17 protein-coding genes and 3 pseudogenes are annotated in these 21476 nt (G+C 60.7%); 15 read left to right on the top strand and 5 right to left on the bottom strand.

What is annotated here, in order from left to right; all coding sequences use genetic code 11:
* Positions 1-104: 104 nt before the first annotated feature.
* The 7 genes and pseudogenes from QO231_RS03760 (at position 105) to QO231_RS03790 (ending at position 6672) form a co-directional block, all read left to right on the top strand.
* Complete coding sequence (locus QO231_RS03760; protein ID WP_316773492.1) at positions 105-887, top strand: N-formylglutamate amidohydrolase; 783 nt, start codon at positions 105-107, stop codon at positions 885-887.
* The gene (locus tag QO231_RS03765; protein ID WP_316773493.1) at positions 884-1405 is read left to right on the top strand and encodes a TRAP transporter small permease subunit; all 522 of its coding nucleotides are present in this window, start codon (positions 884-886) and stop codon (positions 1403-1405) included. Before QO231_RS03760 ends, QO231_RS03765 begins: the two co-directional genes overlap by 4 nt.
* On the top strand, positions 1405-2730 hold the full coding sequence (locus QO231_RS03770) for a TRAP transporter large permease (RefSeq protein WP_316773494.1): 1326 nt from the start codon (positions 1405-1407) through the stop codon (positions 2728-2730). The genes QO231_RS03765 and QO231_RS03770 overlap by 1 nt, the downstream gene beginning before the upstream one ends.
* A gap of 54 nt (positions 2731-2784) precedes the next feature.
* Positions 2785-3816, top strand: coding sequence for a TRAP transporter substrate-binding protein (locus QO231_RS03775; protein ID WP_316773495.1), 1032 nt, complete (start codon positions 2785-2787; stop codon positions 3814-3816).
* An 87-nt stretch (positions 3817-3903) separates the two neighbouring features.
* Positions 3904-5268, top strand: a complete 1365-nt coding sequence (locus QO231_RS03780) for a glutamine synthetase family protein (protein WP_316773496.1) — start codon at positions 3904-3906, stop codon at positions 5266-5268.
* Positions 5269-5314: 46 nt separating this feature from the next.
* Positions 5315-5530 (top strand): annotated as a pseudogene (locus QO231_RS03785) (aldehyde dehydrogenase family protein); the annotation flags it as partial.
* Positions 5527-6672: an iron-containing alcohol dehydrogenase gene (locus QO231_RS03790; RefSeq protein WP_316773497.1), complete on the top strand. Its 1146-nt coding sequence runs from the start codon at positions 5527-5529 to the stop codon at positions 6670-6672. The pseudogene QO231_RS03785 and the gene QO231_RS03790, both read left to right, overlap by 4 nt.
* Before the next feature lie 94 nt (positions 6673-6766).
* On the opposite strand, the gene QO231_RS03795 is transcribed toward QO231_RS03790, so the two are convergent.
* The 3 genes and pseudogenes from QO231_RS03795 to QO231_RS03805 all read right to left on the bottom strand — a co-directional run.
* Positions 6767-7297, bottom strand: a complete 531-nt coding sequence (locus tag QO231_RS03795) for a hypothetical protein (protein ID WP_316773498.1) — start codon at positions 7295-7297, stop codon at positions 6767-6769.
* A 242-nt stretch (positions 7298-7539) separates the two neighbouring features.
* Positions 7540-7677, bottom strand: a pseudogene (locus QO231_RS03800) (ABC transporter permease); the annotation flags it as partial.
* A 12-nt stretch (positions 7678-7689) separates the two neighbouring features.
* Positions 7690-7906: pseudogene (locus tag QO231_RS03805) on the bottom strand (ATP-binding cassette domain-containing protein); the annotation flags it as partial.
* Positions 7907-8128: 222 nt separating this feature from the next.
* Here QO231_RS03805 and QO231_RS03810 point away from each other — a divergent pair.
* From QO231_RS03810 to pdxR, 3 genes are all read left to right on the top strand, one after another.
* Positions 8129-9520: an aminotransferase family protein gene (locus QO231_RS03810; RefSeq protein ID WP_316773499.1), complete on the top strand. Its 1392-nt coding sequence runs from the start codon at positions 8129-8131 to the stop codon at positions 9518-9520.
* Between the two features lie 213 nt (positions 9521-9733).
* On the top strand, positions 9734-10681 hold the full coding sequence (locus QO231_RS03815) for a class I SAM-dependent methyltransferase (protein ID WP_316773500.1): 948 nt from the start codon (positions 9734-9736) through the stop codon (positions 10679-10681).
* 60 nt (positions 10682-10741) lie between these two features.
* Positions 10742-12214 (top strand): MocR-like pyridoxine biosynthesis transcription factor PdxR, encoded by a 1473-nt coding sequence (gene pdxR / locus QO231_RS03820; RefSeq protein ID WP_316773501.1) that lies wholly within the window; start codon positions 10742-10744, stop codon positions 12212-12214.
* Here the strand turns inward: pdxR and QO231_RS03825 are convergent.
* Entirely contained in the window at positions 12204-12659 is a 456-nt protein-coding gene (locus tag QO231_RS03825; RefSeq protein WP_316773502.1) for a hypothetical protein, read from the bottom strand. The two genes, pdxR and QO231_RS03825, sit on opposite strands and share 11 nt — an antisense overlap.
* Before the next feature lie 191 nt (positions 12660-12850).
* On the opposite strand from QO231_RS03825, the gene xsc reads away from it, so the two are divergent.
* Complete coding sequence (gene xsc / locus QO231_RS03830; RefSeq protein ID WP_316773503.1) at positions 12851-14626, top strand: sulfoacetaldehyde acetyltransferase; 1776 nt, start codon at positions 12851-12853, stop codon at positions 14624-14626.
* 105 nt (positions 14627-14731) lie between these two features.
* Here the strand turns inward: xsc and QO231_RS03835 are convergent, their stop codons facing one another.
* Complete coding sequence (locus QO231_RS03835) at positions 14732-15583, bottom strand: phosphate acyltransferase (protein WP_316773504.1); 852 nt, start codon at positions 15581-15583, stop codon at positions 14732-14734.
* A gap of 33 nt (positions 15584-15616) precedes the next feature.
* Between QO231_RS03835 and QO231_RS03840 the strand changes: the two genes are divergently transcribed.
* The 4 genes from QO231_RS03840 (at position 15617) to QO231_RS03855 (ending at position 21325) form a co-directional block, all read left to right on the top strand.
* A complete protein-coding gene (locus QO231_RS03840; RefSeq protein ID WP_316773505.1) occupies positions 15617-16753 on the top strand; it encodes a citrate/2-methylcitrate synthase in 1137 nt (378 codons plus the stop codon).
* Positions 16754-16875: 122 nt separating this feature from the next.
* Positions 16876-19671 (top strand): molybdopterin oxidoreductase family protein, encoded by a 2796-nt coding sequence (locus tag QO231_RS03845; protein WP_316773506.1) that lies wholly within the window; start codon positions 16876-16878, stop codon positions 19669-19671.
* On the top strand, positions 19668-20447 hold the full coding sequence (locus QO231_RS03850) for a 4Fe-4S dicluster domain-containing protein (RefSeq protein ID WP_316773507.1): 780 nt from the start codon (positions 19668-19670) through the stop codon (positions 20445-20447). The genes QO231_RS03845 and QO231_RS03850 overlap by 4 nt, the downstream gene beginning before the upstream one ends.
* Positions 20447-21325 carry a dimethyl sulfoxide reductase anchor subunit family protein gene (locus QO231_RS03855; RefSeq protein WP_316773508.1) on the top strand — a complete coding sequence of 293 codons (879 nt, stop codon included), beginning with the start codon at positions 20447-20449 and terminating at the stop codon, positions 21323-21325. The genes QO231_RS03850 and QO231_RS03855 overlap by 1 nt, the downstream gene beginning before the upstream one ends.
* Positions 21326-21476 lie beyond the last annotated feature (151 nt).

Raw genomic sequence — 21476 nt, forward strand, 5'->3', positions numbered from 1 at the left:
ACAGCCCGGCACATCGTGAAGGAATAATTTCAGAGTTTGATTGACAGAACCGCATTCTGTGAAGAAAACTTTTCACAACAGGGATAAGTGAACCAGATTTGATCATGCCGGGACCAGACAGCGATCAGAGAGAAACCGCGGTGACCGTGCACAATCGCGACGGGCGCGGACCTGTTATGGTGGTGTGCGAACATGCCTCCCGCGTGATTCCTGCGCGGTATGGCGATCTCGGTTTGCGCCCCGAGTTGCTGGACAGCCATATCGCCTGGGATTCGGGGGCGCTGCCGGTTGCACAGGGGTTGAGCAGCGCACTGGATGCGCCGCTTGTCGCCAGCGACCTGTCGCGCCTGTTGTTTGATTGCAACCGCCCGCCCGAAGCGCCGGACGCAATTCCGGACCACAGCGAAATCCACGATATTCCCGGCAATCAGAACCTGAACGCCGCCGAGCGCGCCAATCGCGTCACCACCATTCATGACCCGTTCCGCGATGGGTTGCAGGGCGTGATGAACCGGTTTGCCTCGCCCCCGGTCATGATCACGGTACACAGCTTTACGCCAGTCTATCGGGGTCAGACGCGGGATGTCGAAATCGGGTTGATCTGCGACAGCGACGAGAGGCTGGCCCGTGCCATGATGTCCAATGCGGCGGATCATACCGCCCGGATCGTGCGGCTGAACGATCCCTATGGGCCGCAAGATGGCGTCACCCATACCCTGCGCACCCATGCGCTGCCCATCGGGGCGATCAACGTGATGCTGGAAATCCGCAATGACCTGATCCGCGATGCCGCCGCGCAGACCGCGATGGTGGCCATGTTGACCCGCTGGATCGTGGCGGCCTGCGCCGATCTGGGCGTGGCGCCGCCGTTGAAAGTATCCACATGATCGGTGTGCTCAAAGCCTATGTCCGCGTGATTGATGCGATCAACTACCGTGTGGGCCGTATCGTGATGTACGGCATCTTCGTTATGGTGGCGATCCTGCTCTGGTCCTCGATCTCCAAAACCTTCAGTGTGCCGTCGCTCTGGACGCTTGAAATGGCCCAGTTCGCGATGGTCGCCTACTACATCCTCGGTGGTCCCTATTCGCTTCAGCTCGGCTCGAACGTACGGATGGATCTTCTGTACGGCGAATGGAGCACGCGCCGCAAGGCCTGGACCGATGCGATCACCGTGCTGTTCCTGATCTCTTACCTGGCCATCCTGCTCTGGGGCGGCATTGAAAGTACGATCTATTCCTTCAAATACGGGGGAGAGCGCAGCCCCACGGCCTGGCGCCCCTATCTGTGGCCGATCAAGGTGATCATGATCACCGGCATCGCGCTGATGCTGCTTCAGGCGATCAGCGAATTGTTCAAGGACATTCTGCGCCTGGCTGGGCAGGACGTCGGGGAAAAGACCTGATGTCCCATGAGCTGATCGCCACGCTGATGTTTTCGACGATGATGCTGATGCTGTTGACGGGGCAACGCGTATTCGGGGCGATCGGGTTTGTGGCGGTTGTGGCGGCGCTGCTGCTCTGGGGGGACCGGGGCGGCTATGACCTCGGGTTTTCTGCGGCCATGAAGCTGATGAAATGGTATCCGCTGCTGACCCTGCCGATGTTCATCTTCATGGGCTATGTCCTCAGCGAGTCGCGCATCGCGGATGATCTCTACAAGATGTTCCACGTCTGGATGGGCGGGTTGTCGGGCGGGCTGGCGGTGGGCACCATCGGGTTGATGGTGCTGATCTCAGCGATGAACGGGCTGTCGGTTGCGGGCATGGCGATCGGGGCGACAATCGCACTGCCGGAACTGCTCAGGCGCAATTATGACAAGCGGATGGTCACCGGCGTGATCCAGGCCGGCTCGTCCCTGGGCATTCTGGTGCCGCCATCTGTGGTGCTGGTGCTCTATGCGATGATCGCGCGCCAGCCGGTGGGACAGCTTTGGCTGGCCGGTGTCGTGCCGGGGCTGATGATGGCGGCGATGTTCGTTCTCTATATTGTGATCCGCTGCAAGATCAATCCCTCTCTGGGACCTGTCCTGCCGCCGGAAGAGCGCAACATTCCGCTGCCGGAAAAGCTGCGCCTGCTACGCGCCGGGTTGCTGCCGTTCGGCATTTTCTTTGCGATGATGATCCCGTTTGTGAACGGATGGACCTCGCTGGTCGAAAGCTCGGCCATCGGCGCGATGACGGCATTCGGGGCGGCTGTACTCAAAGGTCGCATGACCCGCGAGGTGTTCGAGAATTCGGTCCGCAACACCCTTGGCATTTCCTGCATGTTCATGTGGATCATCCTTGCGGCACTTGCCTTTGGCGCGGTCTTTGACGGTTTGGGAGCCGTCAAGGCAATCGAAAGCCTGTTTACCGAGAAGCTGGGGCTGAACCCCTGGGTGATCCTGATCCTGATGCAGCTCAGCTTTATCCTGATGGGCACATTCCTGGATGACACCGCAATGCTGGTCATCGTTGCGCCGCTCTACGTACCGCTGGTCGGGGCGCTTGGATTTGATCTGATCTGGTATGGTGTGCTCTATACGATCACAACACAGATTGCCTATATGACACCGCCCTTTGGCTACAACCTGTTCCTGATGCGCGCGATGGCGCCACCCGAGATTACCCTGCGCGATATCTATGGATCGATCCTGCCCTTTGTGCTGGTGATGATCCTGGCGCTGACGCTGATCCTGTGTTTTCCACAGATTGCCCTGTGGCTGCCCAACTGGATCTACGGAAAATAACCCTCCGGCCAAGAGAGGGGAAACAACGACAACAACCAACTAGGAGAAAACCCGATGACAACAAGACGCAAGTTCCTGAGCACAGCCGCGGTGGCCGCACCTGCCGCCCTGGCCACCCCTGCGCTGGCGCAATCCACGATCAAGTGGCGCATGCAGACCTATGCCGGACCGGCACTGGCGGCGCATGTGATCGACCCGGCAATCGAGATGTTCAACAAGATCGCGGGGGACCGGATGCAGATCGAGCTTTTCTATGCCGATCAACTGGTGCCGACAGGCGAGTTGTTTCAGGCGATGCAGCGCGGCACCATCGACGCGGTGCAATCCGATGATGACAGCATGGCCTCGCCTACCGAAGTGACGGTCTTTGGCGGCTACTTTCCGTTCGGCTCGCGCTATAGCCTAGATGTACCGGTCCTGTTCAACCAGTACGGTCTGAACGAGATCTGGGACGCCGAATATTCCAAAGTCGGCGTCAAGCATATCAGTGCAGGTTCCTGGGACCCCTGCCACTTCGCCACCAAGGATCCGATCCGCAGCCTTGAGGATCTCAAGGGCAAGCGTGTGTTCACCTTCCCCACAGCCGGTCGTTTCCTGGCTCAGTTCGGCGTGGTGCCGGTGACGCTGCCCTGGGAAGACATCGAGGTCGCCGTGCAAACAGGCGAACTGGACGGCATCGCGTGGTCGGGCATCACCGAGGACTACACCGTAGGCTGGGCGGATGTGACGAACTACTTCCTGACCAACAACATTTCCGGCGCATGGGCGGGATCGTTCTTTGCCAATATGGACCGCTGGAACGAGTTGCCGGAAGACTTGCAAACCCTGTTCCGGGTCTGCTGTGACCAGTCGCATTATTACCGCCAGTGGTGGTATTGGGGCGGCGAAGCCGCGTTGCGGGTCGATGGAACCAAGATGGAGCTGACCACGATCCCGGACGCGGAATGGGCGACCGTCGAAGAGGCCGCGCTGGTCTTCTGGGACGAGATCGCGGCGGAATCCGAAACCAAGGCCAGGGTTGTCGAGATCTTCAAGAAGTACAACGCCGACATGCAGAAGGCCGGGCGCCCCTATCGCTACGGCTAGTGGCCATCGGCGTCACGAATTGCCGCTGTCCCGGTCACGCGCCGGGGCAGTGGCGCAAAGACCAGCAATACCAACAAGGGACAGATCATGCCGGGATTGATGACATTTGAGGCACTGAAATCGGCTGTTACGGACGGCACGGTCGATACCGTTCTCGCCTGCATCGTCGACATGCAGGGCCGACTGATGGGCAAACGCTTTCTCGCGCAGCATTTCGTCGACAGCGCCTGGGAAGAGACCCATTGCTGCAACTACCTGCTGGCCACCGATCTGGAGATGGCCACGCCCGATGGCTATGCCAGCACAAGCTGGCAGTCCGGTTATGGCGACTACGTCATGAAACCCGACCTGACCACCATCCGCCCGATGCCGTGGCTGGAGGGCACCGTCATGGTGCTCTGCGATGTACTGGACCACCACAACCACAAGCCGATCAGCCATTCGCCCCGCGCGGTGCTGAAACGCCAGATCGCCCGTTGCGAGGCGATGGGGCTGACGCCGGTCATGGCCACCGAACTGGAATTCTTCCTGTTCGAGAAATCCTTTGCCGAGATTGCCAAGGGCGGCTACCGCGACCTGACCCCGATCAGCGGCTACAACGAGGATTACAACATCCTGCAAACCAGCCGCGAAGAACCTGTGATGCGCCCCTTGCGCAATCACCTCTATGCCGCCGGCATCCCGATCGAAAACTCCAAGGGCGAGGCCGAAGCCGGGCAGGAAGAGCTGAACATCAGATACGGCCCGGCGCTGGACACCGCAGATTTCCACACCATCGCCAAACACGCAACAAAGGAAATCGCGGATCAGCAAGGCCACGCCGCCAGTTTTCTGCCCAAATGGCATCCGGATCGCGTCGGCAGTTCCGCGCATGTCCATCAATCGCTGTGGCAGGGCAGGGAAAACGCCTTTCATGACCCGGCGGGTGATCACGGCATGTCCGACCTGATGCGGCACTATGTGGCGGGGTTGATCAAATACGCTCCCGACATGATGGTGTTCATGGCCCCCTACATCAACAGCTACAAGCGCTTCTCCAAAGGCACCTTTGCCCCGACCAAAACGGTCTGGTCGGTCGACAACCGCACCGCAGGGTTCCGCCTTTGCGGTGCTGACAGCAAAGGCGTGCGGGTGGAATGCCGGATACCGGGATCGGACATGAATCCCTATCTGGCACAGGCCGCACAACTGGCCGCCGGGTTGGCAGGGATCGAAGAGGAACTGGAGTTGCAAAAGCCCACGACCGGCGACATTTACGAGGCCGAACGGGCGGGCGAAATCCCCCGCACCCTGCGCGACGCGCTGGCGACACTGAACGGTTCCGCGATGCTGCGTACCGCCATGGGCGAAGATGTGATCGACCATTACTGTCGGGCGGCAAGCTGGGAGATCGAGGAATTTGACAAGGCTGTGACCGACTACGAAATCGCCCGTGGTTTTGAGCGGGCCTGACACCGCCTGACTTCGCCTGCCCCCGGATTTTCTGGAGCCCATCAACATGAACGCATCTGTCTGGATCACCGACACCGCACGCGCCGAGACCATTGGTGCGCGGCGTGAGACCGGCACCGATTTCACGACCTGCGCCGGTTATCCTGACCCGGTGCTCTTTCGGACAGGATGCAAGGACACCGGACGCGATAGCGGGCTATCGGTGCTCGGCTACCATCACCTGACACGCACGAAATCCTATCATCTGAGGAAATTGCCATGACTGCGACCGTGAACTGGTCATATCCCACCGCGATCCGTTTTGGCGCGGGCCGTATCTCCGAGCTGGCCGAGGCCTGCAAGGCGAATGGGATCAAGCGCCCGTTGCTGGTGACCGACAGGGGGTTGTCGAACCTGCCGATCACCCAGCACGCGTTGGATGTTCTGGATTCCGCCGGGTTGGGCCGGGCGATGTTTCATGACGTCGATCCAAACCCGAACGAAATCAACCTTGCCGCTGGCGTCGTCGCCTATCAGGACGGCGGCCATGACGGGGTGGTGGCCTTTGGCGGTGGGTCGGGCCTTGATCTGGGCAAGCTGGTCGCCTTCATGGCTGGCCAGAACCGGCCGGTCTGGGATTTCGAAGATGTCGGCGACTGGTGGAGCCGCGCCGATGCCGACGCCATTGCGCCGATCATCGCCGTGCCAACGACGGCCGGCACCGGGTCCGAGGTGGGGCGTGCATCGGTTCTGACCAATTCGCTCACCCACGAGAAAAAGATCATCTTTCACCCGAAACTCCTGCCCTCGGTGGTGATTGCCGATCCGAAACTGACGGTCGATATGCCGCGCGCGATCACGGCGGGCACCGGAATGGACGCCTTTGCCCATTGCCTGGAGGCGTTCTGTTCACCGCATTACCACCCGATGAGTCAGGGCATCGCGCTGGAAGGGATGCGGCTGGTCAAGGAAAACCTGCCCGCCGCCTATGCCGACAAAACCGATCTGAAGGCGCGGGCGGAAATGATGAGCGCGGCGATGATGGGCGCGACGGCGTTTCAGAAAGGACTGGGCGCGATCCACGCCCTGTCCCATCCCATCGGCGCTGTCTTCAACACGCATCACGGCACCACCAACGCCGTGGTGATGCAACCGGTGCTGCGTTTCAATCGCCCCGCGATAGAAGACCGGCTGATCATGGCCGCCGCCTATCTGGGCATCAAGGACGGTTTTGACGGGTTCTACGATTTCGTCGGAAGTCTGACCAGCCGGCTGGGCATTCCCAAGACGCTGACCGATCTCGGAGTGGGTGATCCCGATATCGACGCGCTGGTCACCTCGGCGTTGAAGGACCCCAGCACCGGCGGAAATCCGGTGAAAATGACGCCCGAGAACACCAGGTCGCTGTTGCTCGACTGTCTGTAAGAAATCCCCCACCGCGAAACCGCGATGGGGGCGTTCATGAAGGAGCAGGCCCTGCGCAACGCGCGCGGGCGGTATCATAGTGCCCCAGGTTGGCTCAGGCGCCGATTTCCTCGTTGCATTTGCGGCTCTCCTCGATGGCTTTGAACGTCCCTTCCAGGTTGATCACAAACGCACCTTCATGTTCCGGCATGACAACCATGTCGTATTTCTTCATCACGTCCGAGATGAATTTCGGATCATTTGAAAGCACATAGCCACCGGTGTAGCCGTCGGCCAGATGCTTGCTCTTTTGCTGGGCTTCACCCTCGTAAAGATCACCGTCAATCGCAATCAGGAGCTTCTCCTTGCCGCCGGACAGACCGATATCGGCCTGGGTGAACACGCCGAGATAGCCAAGCGTGTGATCGGCGGTCAGCCCCATTTGCAGGACGTTGCCGGCATCGTCCACGCGCTCGGCAAGACAGGACTGCCGGGTCTCATCCTGATAGATCGTCCAACCTTCGGCCTCGCCCCATTTGGTAAAGACGCTGTCGCTTGACGGCAAAACCCCGTCTGATGCCAACGCTGCACCAACCGACAGGGAAAGAACGGCGCCAGCGGCCGCAACCATTCGCGTAAATGTCATTGAAAACTCCATGTGATTTCATTCGGGCCTGGACGCATATTCAGCGGTTGTCAGAACCGTCTATCAACGCCCCGATACAGCCGGAACGTGCATTGAACAGCATTAACTCACCGAATGCGTCATGAAGGCAAGATGCAGCTTTGGGCGCAAATTGGAAGGCCAAAAGCGCAAAAACGCAGGGCGCATTGTTCGACGTTCGCAGATCTGGTTCAGAATACCCGGAAAAACCGACCACATCCCGGCTCTGGCAGGCCTTTGGGCACGATCACAAAGCGCATGATCTGGCTCTTGCGGGCGCCCAGGGGACAGGCCGCGTGCACCTTCGAGATATTGACGCCCGACACCCCCGAACGCGCCGCGATGGCCATGATCCAAAGCGCACCTTGTTAAAGTACCATGCCGCGCTCTGCGTCGGGGCCGCTCACGGTATGCCCGTTCAGAACGATCTTCCCTTCGGTCGGTGCCAGCACGCCGGCCACAATGTTGAGCAACGTTGTCTTACCGCAACCGGATGGGCGAAAAACCGACAGGAGTTCGCCCTGATTCAAGGTTAGCAACACCTCCCCAAGCGCCTGTATGGAACCACCGGCCGGCAGTTCAGAACTGCATGGACAAATTCTTGACAATTCAACACTTTATCATGTATTTCAGAATGCTATGCAGCTATCGGCGCTGACCGTTCGGTGTGATGATCCGAATTTGGACTCAAGTTGAGAGCGCAACTGGCCCTACGATGTACACGGCTTTTGCCCTCATGCTGCAGAAGTAGCGACTCTGGCTTTTCAGGCCAGACTTGTCGCGCGTATCCCTTGTTCCCGGAAAGGACATGCCATGGACGGTACGTTCAGCGAAAATGATATTTCTCACGTGGTCGAGGCCGACAAGGCGCATATCTGGCATCACCTGAGCCAACACAAGCCCTACGAGACGACCGATCCCAGGATCATCGTCGAGGGCAAGGGCATGCGTGTCTGGGACCAGAAGGGCAAAGAGCATCTGGACGCGGTCTCCGGCGGTGTCTGGACGGTAAATGTCGGCTATGGTCGTGAATCCATTGCCAACGCCGTCCGTGACCAGTTGATCAAACTGAACTATTTCGCCGGTTCCGCAGGATCGATTCCCGGCGCACTGTTTGCCGAAAAGCTGATCGAAAAAATGCCGGGGATGAGCCGCGTCTATTATACCAACTCCGGCTCCGAGGCGAACGAGAAGGCGTTCAAGATGGTGCGCCAGATCGCGCACAAGAAGTTCGGCGGCAAGAAACACAAGATCCTGTACCGCGACCGGGATTATCACGGCACCACCATCGCCTGTCTGTCCGCAGGCGGTCAGGACGAGCGCGGCGCGCAATACGGCCCGTTCACACCCGGTTTCGTGCGCGTGCCCCATTGCCTGGAATACCGCGCCTTTGAACAGGACGGCGCGCCGGTCGAAAACTATGGCCTGTGGGCCGCCGACCAGATCGAAGCGGCGATCCTGCGCGAAGGTCCCGACACCGTCGGCTCCCTGTGTCTTGAGCCAGTGACAGCTGGCGGCGGCGTGATCACCCCGCCAAGCGGCTACTGGGAACGGGTGCAGGAGATCTGCGAAAAATACGGATTGCTGCTGCATATCGATGAAGTTGTCTGTGGCGTCGGGCGCACCGGAAGCTGGTTTGGCTATCAGGATTACGGGGTGAAACCGGACATGGTGACGATGGCCAAGGGTGTCGCCTCGGGCTATGCGGCCATTGCCTGCCTTGTGACCAACGAAGGTGTGTTTGACAGTTTCAAGACAAATGCCGACGACCCGCTCGACTATTTCCGCGATATCTCGACCTTTGGCGGTTGCACCGCCGGGCCCGCTGCGGCGCTGGAGAACATTCGCATCATCGAAGACGAAAACCTGCTGGAGAACACCAACCAGATGGGTGCCCGGATGATGGACAACCTGAACGCGCTGATGGAGAAACACGCGGTCATCGGTGACGTCCGCGGCAAGGGTCTGTTTGTCGGCGCGGAGCTGGTTCAGGATCGCGACAGCCGGGTGCCAACGGCAGAAAAGCAGGTGACGGCAGTGGTTGCCGACTGCATGGCCCAGGGCGTCATCATCGGTATGACCAACCGCTCGATTCCGGGCTACAACAACACGCTGTGCTTCTCGCCGGCGTTGATCGCAACGGCTGATGACATAGACCGCATCACCGACGCGGTGGATGGCGCATTGGGGCGCGTCTTCGGCTGAATGACAATGGCGCGCGCGGGTGGCTGAGGCCCCTGCGTGCGCCAGCAGTTGTCAAAGCAACCAGGCCGAACCCTGACCAGGAAAACCGCTCTGAACCAGGGCAGCCCGTCGTTGGCTGGTTTCTGTCCGTTCAAGATTTGACCGAAAGGTCTTTGTCCATTGTCCAAGCTGTGCAGAATGGCCTAACCGCCCCTGCCCGCAAAGGACGCAGCCATGCAAGCCCCCGATACTTCGCAAGAGCACGCATCTGCCCGGCTGCACGCAGCCCTTGGCGCACTGGACAGCGCCATGATCGAATTGGACGAGGTGCAAAAGAAATTCGACTCCGTCAGTGGCCGGATCGATTCCCTGCTGATCAACACGGCAAAGTCGCCAACTGCCAATCTGGGGGCGAACCTGCGCTCGCTGAATGCCCGCAGCGAAGTGCTGCGCAAGGCGCTCGACCGGGCGCGGCGCAATTTTGCGAGTGCCCGAAAGGGCTATCACCAAGCCTCGCGGGCCTATGCCAGCAAACACGAACAGCACACCGATGCGCTCGCCGCTGCGCGCATGGAGCTGGCAGATGCCGAGCGCTGCAAGGGTGCCTTGTCGCGCAGTATCTCGTCATGGCTCGACCCCAGGGATCTCGGAGGCGGGACCCAGAGCGCACAGACCCTGAAGGGGCATGAAGGCTCCTTCGGGTATCTCCCGATCAATCCGGCGCGGTTCTTTGACCTGCTGATCGTGCTTGAACGGGTTCTGGCGCTGGACGCGGATTTTGATGATCCGGTACTGCGCCACCGCCCCGTTCGATTTCTTGATGTCGGTTGCGGCACCGGGCGCAACCTGGCGCTGGTAAGATCGGGCAATGTGCTCAAGACCGAAGCGCTGGCCGGGTTCGATATCGACGCGGGACGGATCGCAGAGGGCAAGGCCGCGTTTGATCTCGATACGGAATTGAGCGTCGCGGATGCCATGACCTTTGACTATGGCGGCCACGATGTGATCTATTCCTTCCGCCCCTTTCACGATCCGGACATGATGCAACAATACGAATCCCATCTTGTCGCCTCGATGCAGACTTCGGCCTATCTGATTGCGGTGCTGCCCGAAGACCTGGTGCGGTTTCCCGAACTCAGCTGTGTATCCGGCTCGCGTGGCATCTGGAAGAAGACCGGTTGAACGGCACCGCGGCGTTAAGTCCAGATTGCAAATCCCGTTAAGTCCAGCCTATCCTGCAGCATGGCAATATCGGTTGAGACGTTTTTTCTGAATCCCGACGCACAGGGCACGCTGCAGGCGCAGATCCAGCAGGTTGTCGCCGAGGGCATCCTGTCCGGCCGGTTTCATCGGGGCGAAAAACTCCCCTCTTCGCGCAAACTGGCCAACCATCTCGGAGTCAGCCGGATCACCGTGACGCTGGCCTATACCGAATTGCTGGCGAACGACTACCTGACATCGCGTGGCCGGTCAGGCTATTTCGTGTCCGACAATGCGCCCGTACCCCCAGTCTATGCCCCATCGCACAGGACACCGGATCGGGTCGATTGGCCCCGTGCCTTTTGCCGCACCTTCACTGGCGGAGACACCCCCCACAAACCGGGTGACTGGCACAGTTACCGGTTTCCGTTCATTTATGGTCAGGCCGATCCAACGCTGTTTGATCATGCCAACTGGCGGCTCTGTGCGTTGCGCGCTTTGGGGCAAAAGGACTTCACCTCCCTGACCGGGGACTACTACGATCAGGACGATCCTCTGCTGGTGGAATTCATCGCGCGGCACACACTTCCCCGGCGCGGAATCGCGGCCAGACCAGAGGAAATCCTGATCACCATGGGCGCGCAGAATGCCCTGTGGCTGACGGCTCAGGTCTTGCTCGACTCCACGCGCAAGGCAGCGGTCGAAGACCCCTGTTACCACGCATTGCGCGACATTCTGAGGCAGTCAGGATGCCAGTTGGCCCCGTTGCGGGTGGACGCCGATGGCCTGCCACCGCAGGAACTGCCATCTGACACGGATGTGATCTTCACCACCCCCAGCCACCAGTCGCCGACCACGGCAACCATGCCGCTGGCACGGCGACGCGCGTTGCTGGACCGGGCGCGCGAACTGGATGCGCTGATAGTCGAGGATGATTACGAGTTCGAACTGGCGTTCCTTGCCGCCCCGTCCCCTTCGCTCAAATCCCTGGACAGCGACGGGCGGGTGATCTACGTGGGCAGTTTCTCGAAATCGCTATGCCCGGGGCTGCGGCTCGGGTACATTGTCGGGTCCGAACCGTTCATCCGGCAGGCCCGCGCGTTGCGCGCCAGCGTGCTGCGCCACCCCCCGGGCCACTTGCAGCGCACCGCCGCCTATTTCCTCAGCCTTGGTCACTTTGATGCTCAGATCCGGCGGATGTCCAAAGCGTTGCATGAACGCCGGCAGGTCATCGAAAAGGCCGTGAGCGATCATGGCCTGACAATAGCCGGGCGCGGGGTCTACGGCGGATCATCATTGTGGATGCAAGCGCCTGAAGAGACCGACACCTCGGATTGCATGCGCGTTCTGGCCAAGGAGGGTGTCTTGATCGAAGCCGGGGCCCCGTTCTTCGCAGGTCCAGACAGACCGACCCATTTCTACCGACTGGGTTACTCCTCAATTTCATCCGCGCGCATCGGAGAGGGAATCGGGAAGATATCCAGGCATTTCGCAAATCAACGGCTCAGGATTTGATTGCCAGGAAATACGTTTCACCGCACAGGACGGCAAAAACCGCGTTCAGCACTCCCAGCCAGAAGAATATGTGCTCAAACCGCGCAACATAACGTGTTTTGAATAGGTCGTTTTTTCCCCAAATCCCAACGCCGTTATCCCAGAACTGGTCAAAGTCCTTTTGCTCCGGCAAATTGCTGGCAATGATGCCGCCGCACAGCCCGGCGAAGAGAACCAATACCAAAGAAATGATGATCGGTAGCCGGTAGTACTCAGGTACAATCTGGGCATCGATTTTTCTCAACGCCATCAGGGTCGTGATGACCACGGCGTAGAGCCCGATATGAAGCTTGGTATAGTCCATCAGCATCCCCAGCCTGTGCTCGTTCGAGGCCGGTTTGGCGTGCCCTTCAGCCGAATCTCCAGCCTTCTCGCGATCTTGCGTGATGATAGAGGGATCAGTCATGGCATGCGCTCCTTGTGAATGCGTTCGCCCGGCTACCTTCGGGCGCGCGCATCCTACCATGATTTATCGCGCGCTTCTGGATATAGGGGAGCAGTCGAACTGGCCCTAAGCGCAGACCGGCTTCGGCAGGTAGAACCGATTGATCAGGCCGGCGTTTTCACCGGACCTTCTTGCATGGATGGAGTCCAGAAATGAAAATGACCACCGAAGAAGCCTTTGTGAAAACACTGCAAATGCACGGCATCGAACATGCGTTCGGGATTATCGGATCGGCGATGATGCCAATCTCCGACCTGTTTCCCAAGGCTGGAATCACGTTTTGGGACTGCGCCCACGAAGGCAGCGCCGGAATGATGGCCGACGGCTACACCCGCGCCACCGGCAAGATGAGCATGATGATCGCCCAGAACGGTCCCGGCATCACCAATTTTGTCACTGCCGTGAAAACCGCCTACTGGAACCACACGCCGCTGTTGCTGGTGACGCCACAGGCGGCAAACAAGACCATTGGCCAGGGTGGGTTCCAGGAAGTCGAGCAGATGAAACTGTTCGAAGACATGGTGGCCTATCAGGAAGAGGTCCGCGATCCCTCGCGCGTCGCCGAAGTCCTGTCCCGCGTGATCGCGCAGGCCAAGCGGCTGTCCGGTCCGGCACAGATCAACATCCCGCGCGATTACTGGACCCAGATCGTCGATATCGAAATCCCGGAACCGATTGAGTTCGAGCGCTCGCCCGGTGGCGAGAATTCGGTTGCGATGGCCGCCAGACTGATGAGCGAGGCGCAGAACCCCGTGATCCTGAACGGCGCCGGTGTTGTCCTGTCCAAAGGCGGGATCGCGGCGTCAAAGGCGCTGGCCGAGCGTCTGGATGCCCCCGTCTGCGTTGGCTACCAACACAATGATGCATTCCCCGGCAATCACCCGCTGTTTGCCGGCCCGCTGGGATATAACGGCTCCAAGGCGGGTATGGAGCTGATCAAATCCGCGGATCTGGTTCTGTGCCTCGGCACAAGGCTGAATCCGTTTTCCACCCTGCCCGGTTATGGCATGGAATACTGGCCCGCCAACGCCAAGATCGTTCAGGTCGATATCAACCCCGATCGCATCGGACTGACCAAGAAGGTCACCGTGGGCATCGTCGGTGACGCCGCCAAGGTTGCCAACGGTATCCTGGCACAATTGTCCGATGATGCAGGCGACGCAGGACGCGCCGACCGCAAGGCGCGCATCGCCGAAACCAAATCCCGCTGGGCGCAGCAACTGTCGTCGATGGACCACGAGGACGACGATCCCGGCACTGACTGGAACGAACGCGCCCGCGCCGACAAACCCGATTGGATGAGCCCACGCATGGCATGGCGCGCGATCCAGTCCGCGCTGCCCGCAGACGCAATCATCAGTTCCGATATCGGCAACAACTGTGCCATCGGCAACGCCTATCCGTCGTTCGAGGACGGCCGCAAATATCTGGCGCCGGGTCTGTTCGGGCCCTGTGGATATGGTCTGCCGGCGGTGATCGGTGCCAAGATCGGTTGCCCGGATGTACCGGTTGTCGGGTTTTCAGGCGACGGAGCCTTTGGCATCGCGGTCAACGAGTTGACCGCCATCGGTCGCGACGAATGGCCCGCCGTCACCCAGATCGTGTTCCGCAACTATCAATGGGGCGCGGAAAAGCGCAACTCGACCCTGTGGTTTGACGACAACTTTGTCGGCACCGAACTTGACACCGACGTGTCCTATGCCGGTATCGCCAATGCCTGTGGCCTCAAGGGCGTCGTGGCCCGCACCATGGAAGAGTTGACCGAGGCGCTTGATCAGGCGATCCGCGACCAGAAGGCCGGGACAACCACCCTGATCGAAGCGATGATCAATCAGGAACTGGGTGACCCGTTCCGCCGCGATGCGATGAAGAACCCGGTGGAAGTGGCGGGGATCAGTGCACAGGACATGCGGCCACAACAGGTATGATCATACCTCGTGCCGTCAGAACAGCCCCGGTTTTCCCCTTGGGAATCCGGGGCAATGTGGTGGCATGATGTGGTCATCGCATCGACATTCTGCACCGGTCGCGCCCTATGCCAGAGCCAGTGTCACGGCGGTGGCGGCGATGATGTCGTCCACCGTCGCGCCCCGGCTCAGATCGCATACCGGCTTGCGAAACCCTTGCAGGACGGGCCCGATCGCCTGTGCACCCGCGAGTTCCTGCGCCAGTTTGTACGCGATGTTGCCCGCATCGAGATCGGGGAAGACCAATACATTGGCATTTCCCCGCCCCAATCCCTTGAGGGCCGCAACTGCTGGGTTCAGCGCGGCATCCCCCTGCACCGGGCCGGCAAAACCCGTGGCCACTGCGGCAGCGCGCACCTTGTCCACACTGTCGCCTGCCCCGGAACTGCCAGTAGAGAAGGACAGCAACGCGACGCGCGCCTGCCCCAGCAGTGCTTTGGCGGTGGTTTCCGATGCACGCGCAATCGCGGCCAGTCCCCCGGCATCCGGCGAGATATTCAAACCGCAATCGGCAAAGATCAACTCGCGCCCGTCCGGGAACCGCATCAGAAAAAATGACGACGGCAATGCCACGCCATCGGCCAGGCCGATGGCCAGGCTCGCCGCCTCAATCACCTTCTTTGTCGAGGCAATCGCTCCGGCCACCATCGCGTCGGCCTGTCCCGCCGCAACCATCGCCGCGGCGCGGTACAATGGCCGCGATAGCATCCGCCGCGCCAGCGCCTCTTTCATCCCGCGGGCTCTAACCAGCGCCGCGACCAGTTCCCCGTTGGCTTCGGCAAGGGCAACCGGCGCACACAGACCCTCGGCCTGCATCCGCGCCGCCGCCTCGGCGATGCGCGGGTCCTCCATTTCCGGAAAGACCACCCGCCCAGTCTCTGCCTTTGCCCGCTCAAGGGCGCGTTCCAATGCCGACATCTCATCCCCTGCCTTGCTCAGAAGGAGACAGTGATGACCGAAAACGTCAAGATCAACCGTGGCCTAAAAGGCGTCTATTTCGAACGATCCGCGGTCAGCGATATCGACGGCGCGGCGGGGGAGTTGAGATATCGTGGCTATTCGATTCACGATCTTGCCACCCAGTCGAGCTTTGAAGAGGTGTGTTTCCTGCTGATCCACGGCGCGTTGCCGAGTGCCGACGACCTGGCCGCGTTCGACGCAGAGCTGAAGGCCGCCCGAACCCTGCCGACCGAAGTGTTCGACATCATCGCCGCCTGCAAACACGGGCACCCGATGGATGTGCTGCGTACGGCGGTCTCGGCGCTGGCAGCGCTGGAACCTGCCAGCCAGACCGTGGGCGAAGACGCGTTTGTCGCCAACGGCATCCGGCTGACCAGCCAGATCCCGATGATCATCGCGGCGCATGAGGCCATTCGCAACGGGCGTGATCCGGTGGCGCCGGATGCAGATCTTGGACATGCCGCCAACTGGCTCTGGATGCTCAAGGGTGAAAAGCCGAGCGCAGCGGCCGCGCACCTGGCCGATGTGGATTTCATCCTGCACGCCGAGCACGGCAGCAACGCCAGCAGCTTTGCCGCCCGCGTCACCATCGGAACCGAGGCGAACCTGCATGGTGGAATCGTGACGGCCTTGTCGACGCTGGCCGGACCCGCACATGGCGGGGCGGCCGAGGACGTGATGAAGATGGTGCGTGACATCGGCACACCCGAAAATGCCGCCGCCTACGTCAAGGCCAAGCGATCCGCGCGCGAGGCCGTCACCGGGTTTGGTCACCGCGTCTATCGCAAGGAAGACCCGCGCGCCCGGCACATGCGCGACGGGGTGCGCAGGCTGGGCGAGGAAATGGGCGCCCCGGAATGGTATGAAATTCTTCAGGCGGTCGTTGAGGCAATGAAGCCCTATGCGCGCCATGGATTGAACGTGAATGTCGATTTCTACTCCGGCGTCATCTATCAGCTTCACGGCATCCCGATGGACCTCTATGTGCCGATCTTTGCAATCGGGCGGATGCCGGGCTGGGTGATCCAGTGTATGGAACAGCAGCACAGCAATATCCTGATCCGGCCTCTGACGCTCTACAATGGTCCCGAGGCCCGCGACTATGTGCCGATCACCGCGCGGGGGTGACATCGAAGTATTCCGTGCAGCCCCCGGACAACGGGACAGATTTCTTAGTCTCCGCAAGGAACAGAACATCTTTACCGGACCAACACCGCTCCCTAGTGTGAGCGAAATCAGGAAGAGACCGAATGCCCCATATCCAGCCGACGCTTGATCTTTCGCCCAAGGTCTCCGACGAGATCCGCAAGACGACCTGCTACATGTGCGCCTGCCGGTGCGGGATCAATGTGCATCTCAAGGACGGCAAGGTCGCCTATATCGAGGGCAACCGGGATCACCCCGTCAACAAGGGTGTTCTCTGTGCCAAGGGCTCGGCGGGCATCATGCAGCACAACGCGCCTTCACGCCTGCGCAAACCCCTGCGCCGGGTCGGACCGCGCGGATCCGGCGAGTTTCAGGAAATCAGCTGGGACGACGCCTTGTCGATCGCCAGCGGCTGGCTGGAAAACATTCGCCACGACGCCCCCGAGAAGCTCGCGTTTTTCACCGGCCGTGATCAGAGCCAGAGTTTCACAAGCTTCTGGGCGCAGAATTACGGCACCCCCAACTACGCGGCGCATGGCGGATTCTGTTCCGTCAACATGGCGGCGGGCGGCATCTATACGATGGGCGGCGCGTTCTGGGAATTTGGCCAGCCCGATTGGGATCGTACAAGGCTGTTCATGCTGTTTGGCGTGGCCGAGGACCATGACAGCAATCCGATCAAGATCGGTCTGGGCAAGCTGAAGGAACGCGGCGCCAAGGTGATCGGCGTCAATCCGATCCGCACCGGGTACAACGCCATTGCCGATGAATGGGTCGGCATTACGCCGGGCACGGACGGGCTGTTTGTGCTGGCGCTGATCCATTGCCTGATGACGGCGGGCAAGATCGATCTCGACTACCTGTCGCGCTACACCAACGCGCCCGTGCTGCTGGACAATGACACCGGGTTGTTCCTGCGCGACGATGATGGAAAGCCTTTGGTCCGGGATCGCAAAGGCGGTGCGGTCACCGCCTTTGACACGGCTGGTATCTACCCCGACCTGAGCGCCGAGCATGACGGCCACCGCACAGTGTTTCAGCACATGGCCGACCGGTACCTGTCACCCGAGCACGCGCCCGAAGCGGTCGCGGAACGCTGCGGTATCCCGGCGACGCGCATCCGCGCCATTGCCGCCGAACTGGCCCGCGTCGCCTTTGACGAAGCGTTTGAAATCGAACGCGAATGGACCGATTTTCGGGGCGAAAAACACCATACGATGACGGGCAGGCCCGTATCGATGCACGCGATGCGCGGCGTATCCGCCCATTCCAACGGGTTTCAGACCTGTCGCGCTCTGCATGTGCTGCAAATCCTGCTGGGCACGGTCGAAGTGCCCGGTGGTTTCCGGTTCAAACCGCCCTATCCGAAACCGGCCGAGGCCCACCCGGCCCCCCATAGTGCCGCCAGACCGGATGCGCCACTGGACGGGCCGCACCTTGGCTTTGTCAGAGGACCGGAAGACCTGGCGCTCAAACCTGATGGAAGTGCCGCGCGCATCGACAAGGCGTTTACCTGGGAAAACCCGATGAGCGCCCATGGTCTCATGCATATGGTGATCTCGAACGCCCATGCGGGCGACCCCTACAAGATCGACACTCTGTTTCTGTATATGGCGAACATGTCGTGGAACTCCTCGATGAACACCGGCGGCGTCATGGAGATGCTGACCGACAAGGACGAGAACGGCGATTATCTGATCCCGCACATCATCTATTCCGATGCCTACTCCAGCGAAATGGTCGCCTATGCCGACCTGATCCTGCCGGACACGACCTATCTGGAACGGCATGATTGCATCAGCTTGCTGGACCGTCCGATTTGCGAAGCGGATGCGGCAGCGGATGCGATCCGCTGGCCCGTGGTCGAGCCCGACCGCGATGTGCGCGGGTTTCAGACGGCGCTGATACAATTGGCCAACCGGATGAAACTGCCAGGTTTTACCAATGACGACCGCAGCCCCAAGTGGAAGGATTACGCCGACTATATCGTCAATCATGAACGCCGTCCGGGCATCGGTCCACTCGCCGGGTTTCGCGGCGATGGCACCCAGACCGGGCGGGGCGCGGTGAACCCGGAACAGCTTGACCGGTATATCGAAAACGGCGGTTTTTTCGTCAGCCATATTCCGAACGGGGCCGATTACTACAAACCGTGGAACATGGATTATCAGAACTGGGCCGTCGGCATGGGTCTGTTTGACAGTCCCCAACCCTATCTGTTTCAGCTTTATGTGGAACCTATGCGCAAGTTTCAGCGCGCCGCCGAAGGGCATGGAGAGCGCCAGCCGCCGGATCACCTGCGCGAACGGATCAGGCAGACCATGGATCCCTTTCCGATCTGGTATCCTCCGTTTGAAGACGACAACGTGAATACCGACGACTTTCCCATTCACGCACTGACGCAGCGGCCGATGGCGATGTACCATAGCTGGGGCAGCCAGAATGCGTGGCTGCGGCAACTGCACGGCCGCAACCCGCTTTATGTGCCGACGAAACTCTGGAACCAGCACGGATTTCAGGAGGGAGACTGGGCTCGTGTCACATCTGCACACGGGTCAATCGTGGTCCCGGTGGCTCATCAAGGCGGGCTGAACGAGAACACGATCTGGACCTGGAACGCCATCGGCAAGCGCAAAGGCGCCTGGGCATTGTCGAACGATGCGCCCGAGGCGACCAAGGGCTTCCTGCTCAACCATTTGATCCATGAACTGCAACCGCCCAAGGGCGACGGGCTGCGATGGTCGAACTCTGATCCGATCACCGGACAAGCCGCGTGGTTCGATTTGCGGGTGAACATCGAAAAGGTCACCGCCCCAACCGAAAGTGATCCGGCCTTCCCACCGATTCAGTCCCCGGTCGGGCGGGGCCCCGAAGACCTCGCATGGAAGGTGGGTAAATGACTGATCTCCCCACCAGCACCGAAAAGAAACTTGGCCTTGTCATTGACCTGGACACCTGTGTCGGCTGCCACGCCTGCGTGATCAGCTGCAAGGGCTGGAACACCGAGAACTACGGTGCGCCACTTTCGGACCAGGAGCCCTATGGCGCCGATCCCGCCGGCACCTTTCTCAATCGTGTGCACAGCTACGAGGTGCAGCCAGAAACAGGCGCGCCCCAGTTGATCCATTTCCCCAAGTCCTGTCTGCACTGCACCGATGCGCCCTGCGTCACGGTCTGCCCCACCGGGGCGAGCTACAAGCGGGTCGAGGACGGCATCGTTCTGGTCAACGAGAGCGATTGCATCGGCTGCGGCCTTTGCGCCTGGGCCTGCCCCTACGGCGCGCGCGAACTCGACGCGGCCGAGGGGGTCATGAAAAAATGCACGCTGTGCGTTGACCGGATCTACAATGAGAACCTGCCCGAAGTCGACAGAGTCCCCGCCTGCGTGCGCACCTGCCCCGCCGGCGCGCGCCATTTCGGCGATTTTGCCGATCCCGACAGCAATGTATCGCGCCTGTCGGCAGAGCGTGGCGGGATCGACCTGATGCCCGAGCAAGGCACCAAGCCGGTCAACACATATCTTCCGCCCCGGCCCAAGGATCAACTGGAAGAGCAGATCGATATCCTCGCACCGCTTCTGGCACCGGTTGCCGAAGACGCCAGCGGCTTTCTCGGCTGGCTGGACAAGGCGTTGGATCGCCTGCCCGGAGCGCCAACCAAAGACGAGACAAACTGATGCATCCCGCCCCCTCTGTCATTCTCTTCACCGTCATGTCCGGCGCCGGCTTTGGCATGCTCGCGTTCCTTGGCCTTGGCATGCCCGATGTGACCGGCTGGATCGCGTTCGCCTTCTTTGCCATTGCCTATGTCCTCGCCGTCGGCGGGCTGATGGCATCGACCTTCCACCTCGGCCATCCGGAACGCGCCATCAAGGCGTTCAGCCAGTGGCGTACAAGCTGGCTCAGCCGCGAAGGGTGCTGCGCGGTTCTGGCCTTGCTGGTGATGGCGATCTACGGGGCCGGGCTTGTGTTTCTTGACACACGATGGAGCGCCCTTGGCCTGGTCGGCGCGCTCGCCAGCGTTCTGGCCGTCTTCACCACCTCGATGATCTATGCCCAGCTTCGCACGGTTCCGCGCTGGCACACGCCTCTGACACCCGCCTTGCTGCTGTCACTGTCGATTGCCGGCGGTGCCCTGCTGGCCGGACAGTCCGATGCCGCCATTGGCCTCCTGGCGCTGGCAGGCGCGGTTCAGATTGCGGCCTGGATCGTCGGCGACAAGGCCTTGTCACGATCCGGCAGCACCCTTGCAACCGCGACAGGCCTGGGGGACGCCGGAACGCTCCGTGCGTTTGAGCCACCTCACACCGGCACCAACTATCTGCTGAAGGAGTTCGTTCACCTCGTCGGGCGCAAACACAGCCTGCAACTCCGTGTGATCTCGCTGCTCCTGATGATCGTGCTGCCGATTGTCCTGCTCGTGCTGCCGTTCAATCACATGTTCGCGGCTCTGGCGGTCGTGTCGCATCTGATCGGTGCGGCGGTATCCCGTTGGTTGTTCTTCGCCGAGGCCGAACACGTGGTCGGACTATACTACGGCAAGCGGTCGCCCTGAGCGGCCCTTTCATCTTTGTCCCAATACTCCGGGGGAGGCGCCCGCAGGGCGGCGGGGGCCGCGCCCCCATTCGCGCCATAACCATCCTCCGGTCGCCCCGAGCGCGTTTCACGTCCTGCCTGCGTGATCAGATGGCACTTAACGCGTTGAA

This window comes from Sedimentitalea todarodis (assembly GCF_032595355.1).
GTDB lineage: Bacteria > Pseudomonadota > Alphaproteobacteria > Rhodobacterales > Rhodobacteraceae > Sedimentitalea > Sedimentitalea todarodis.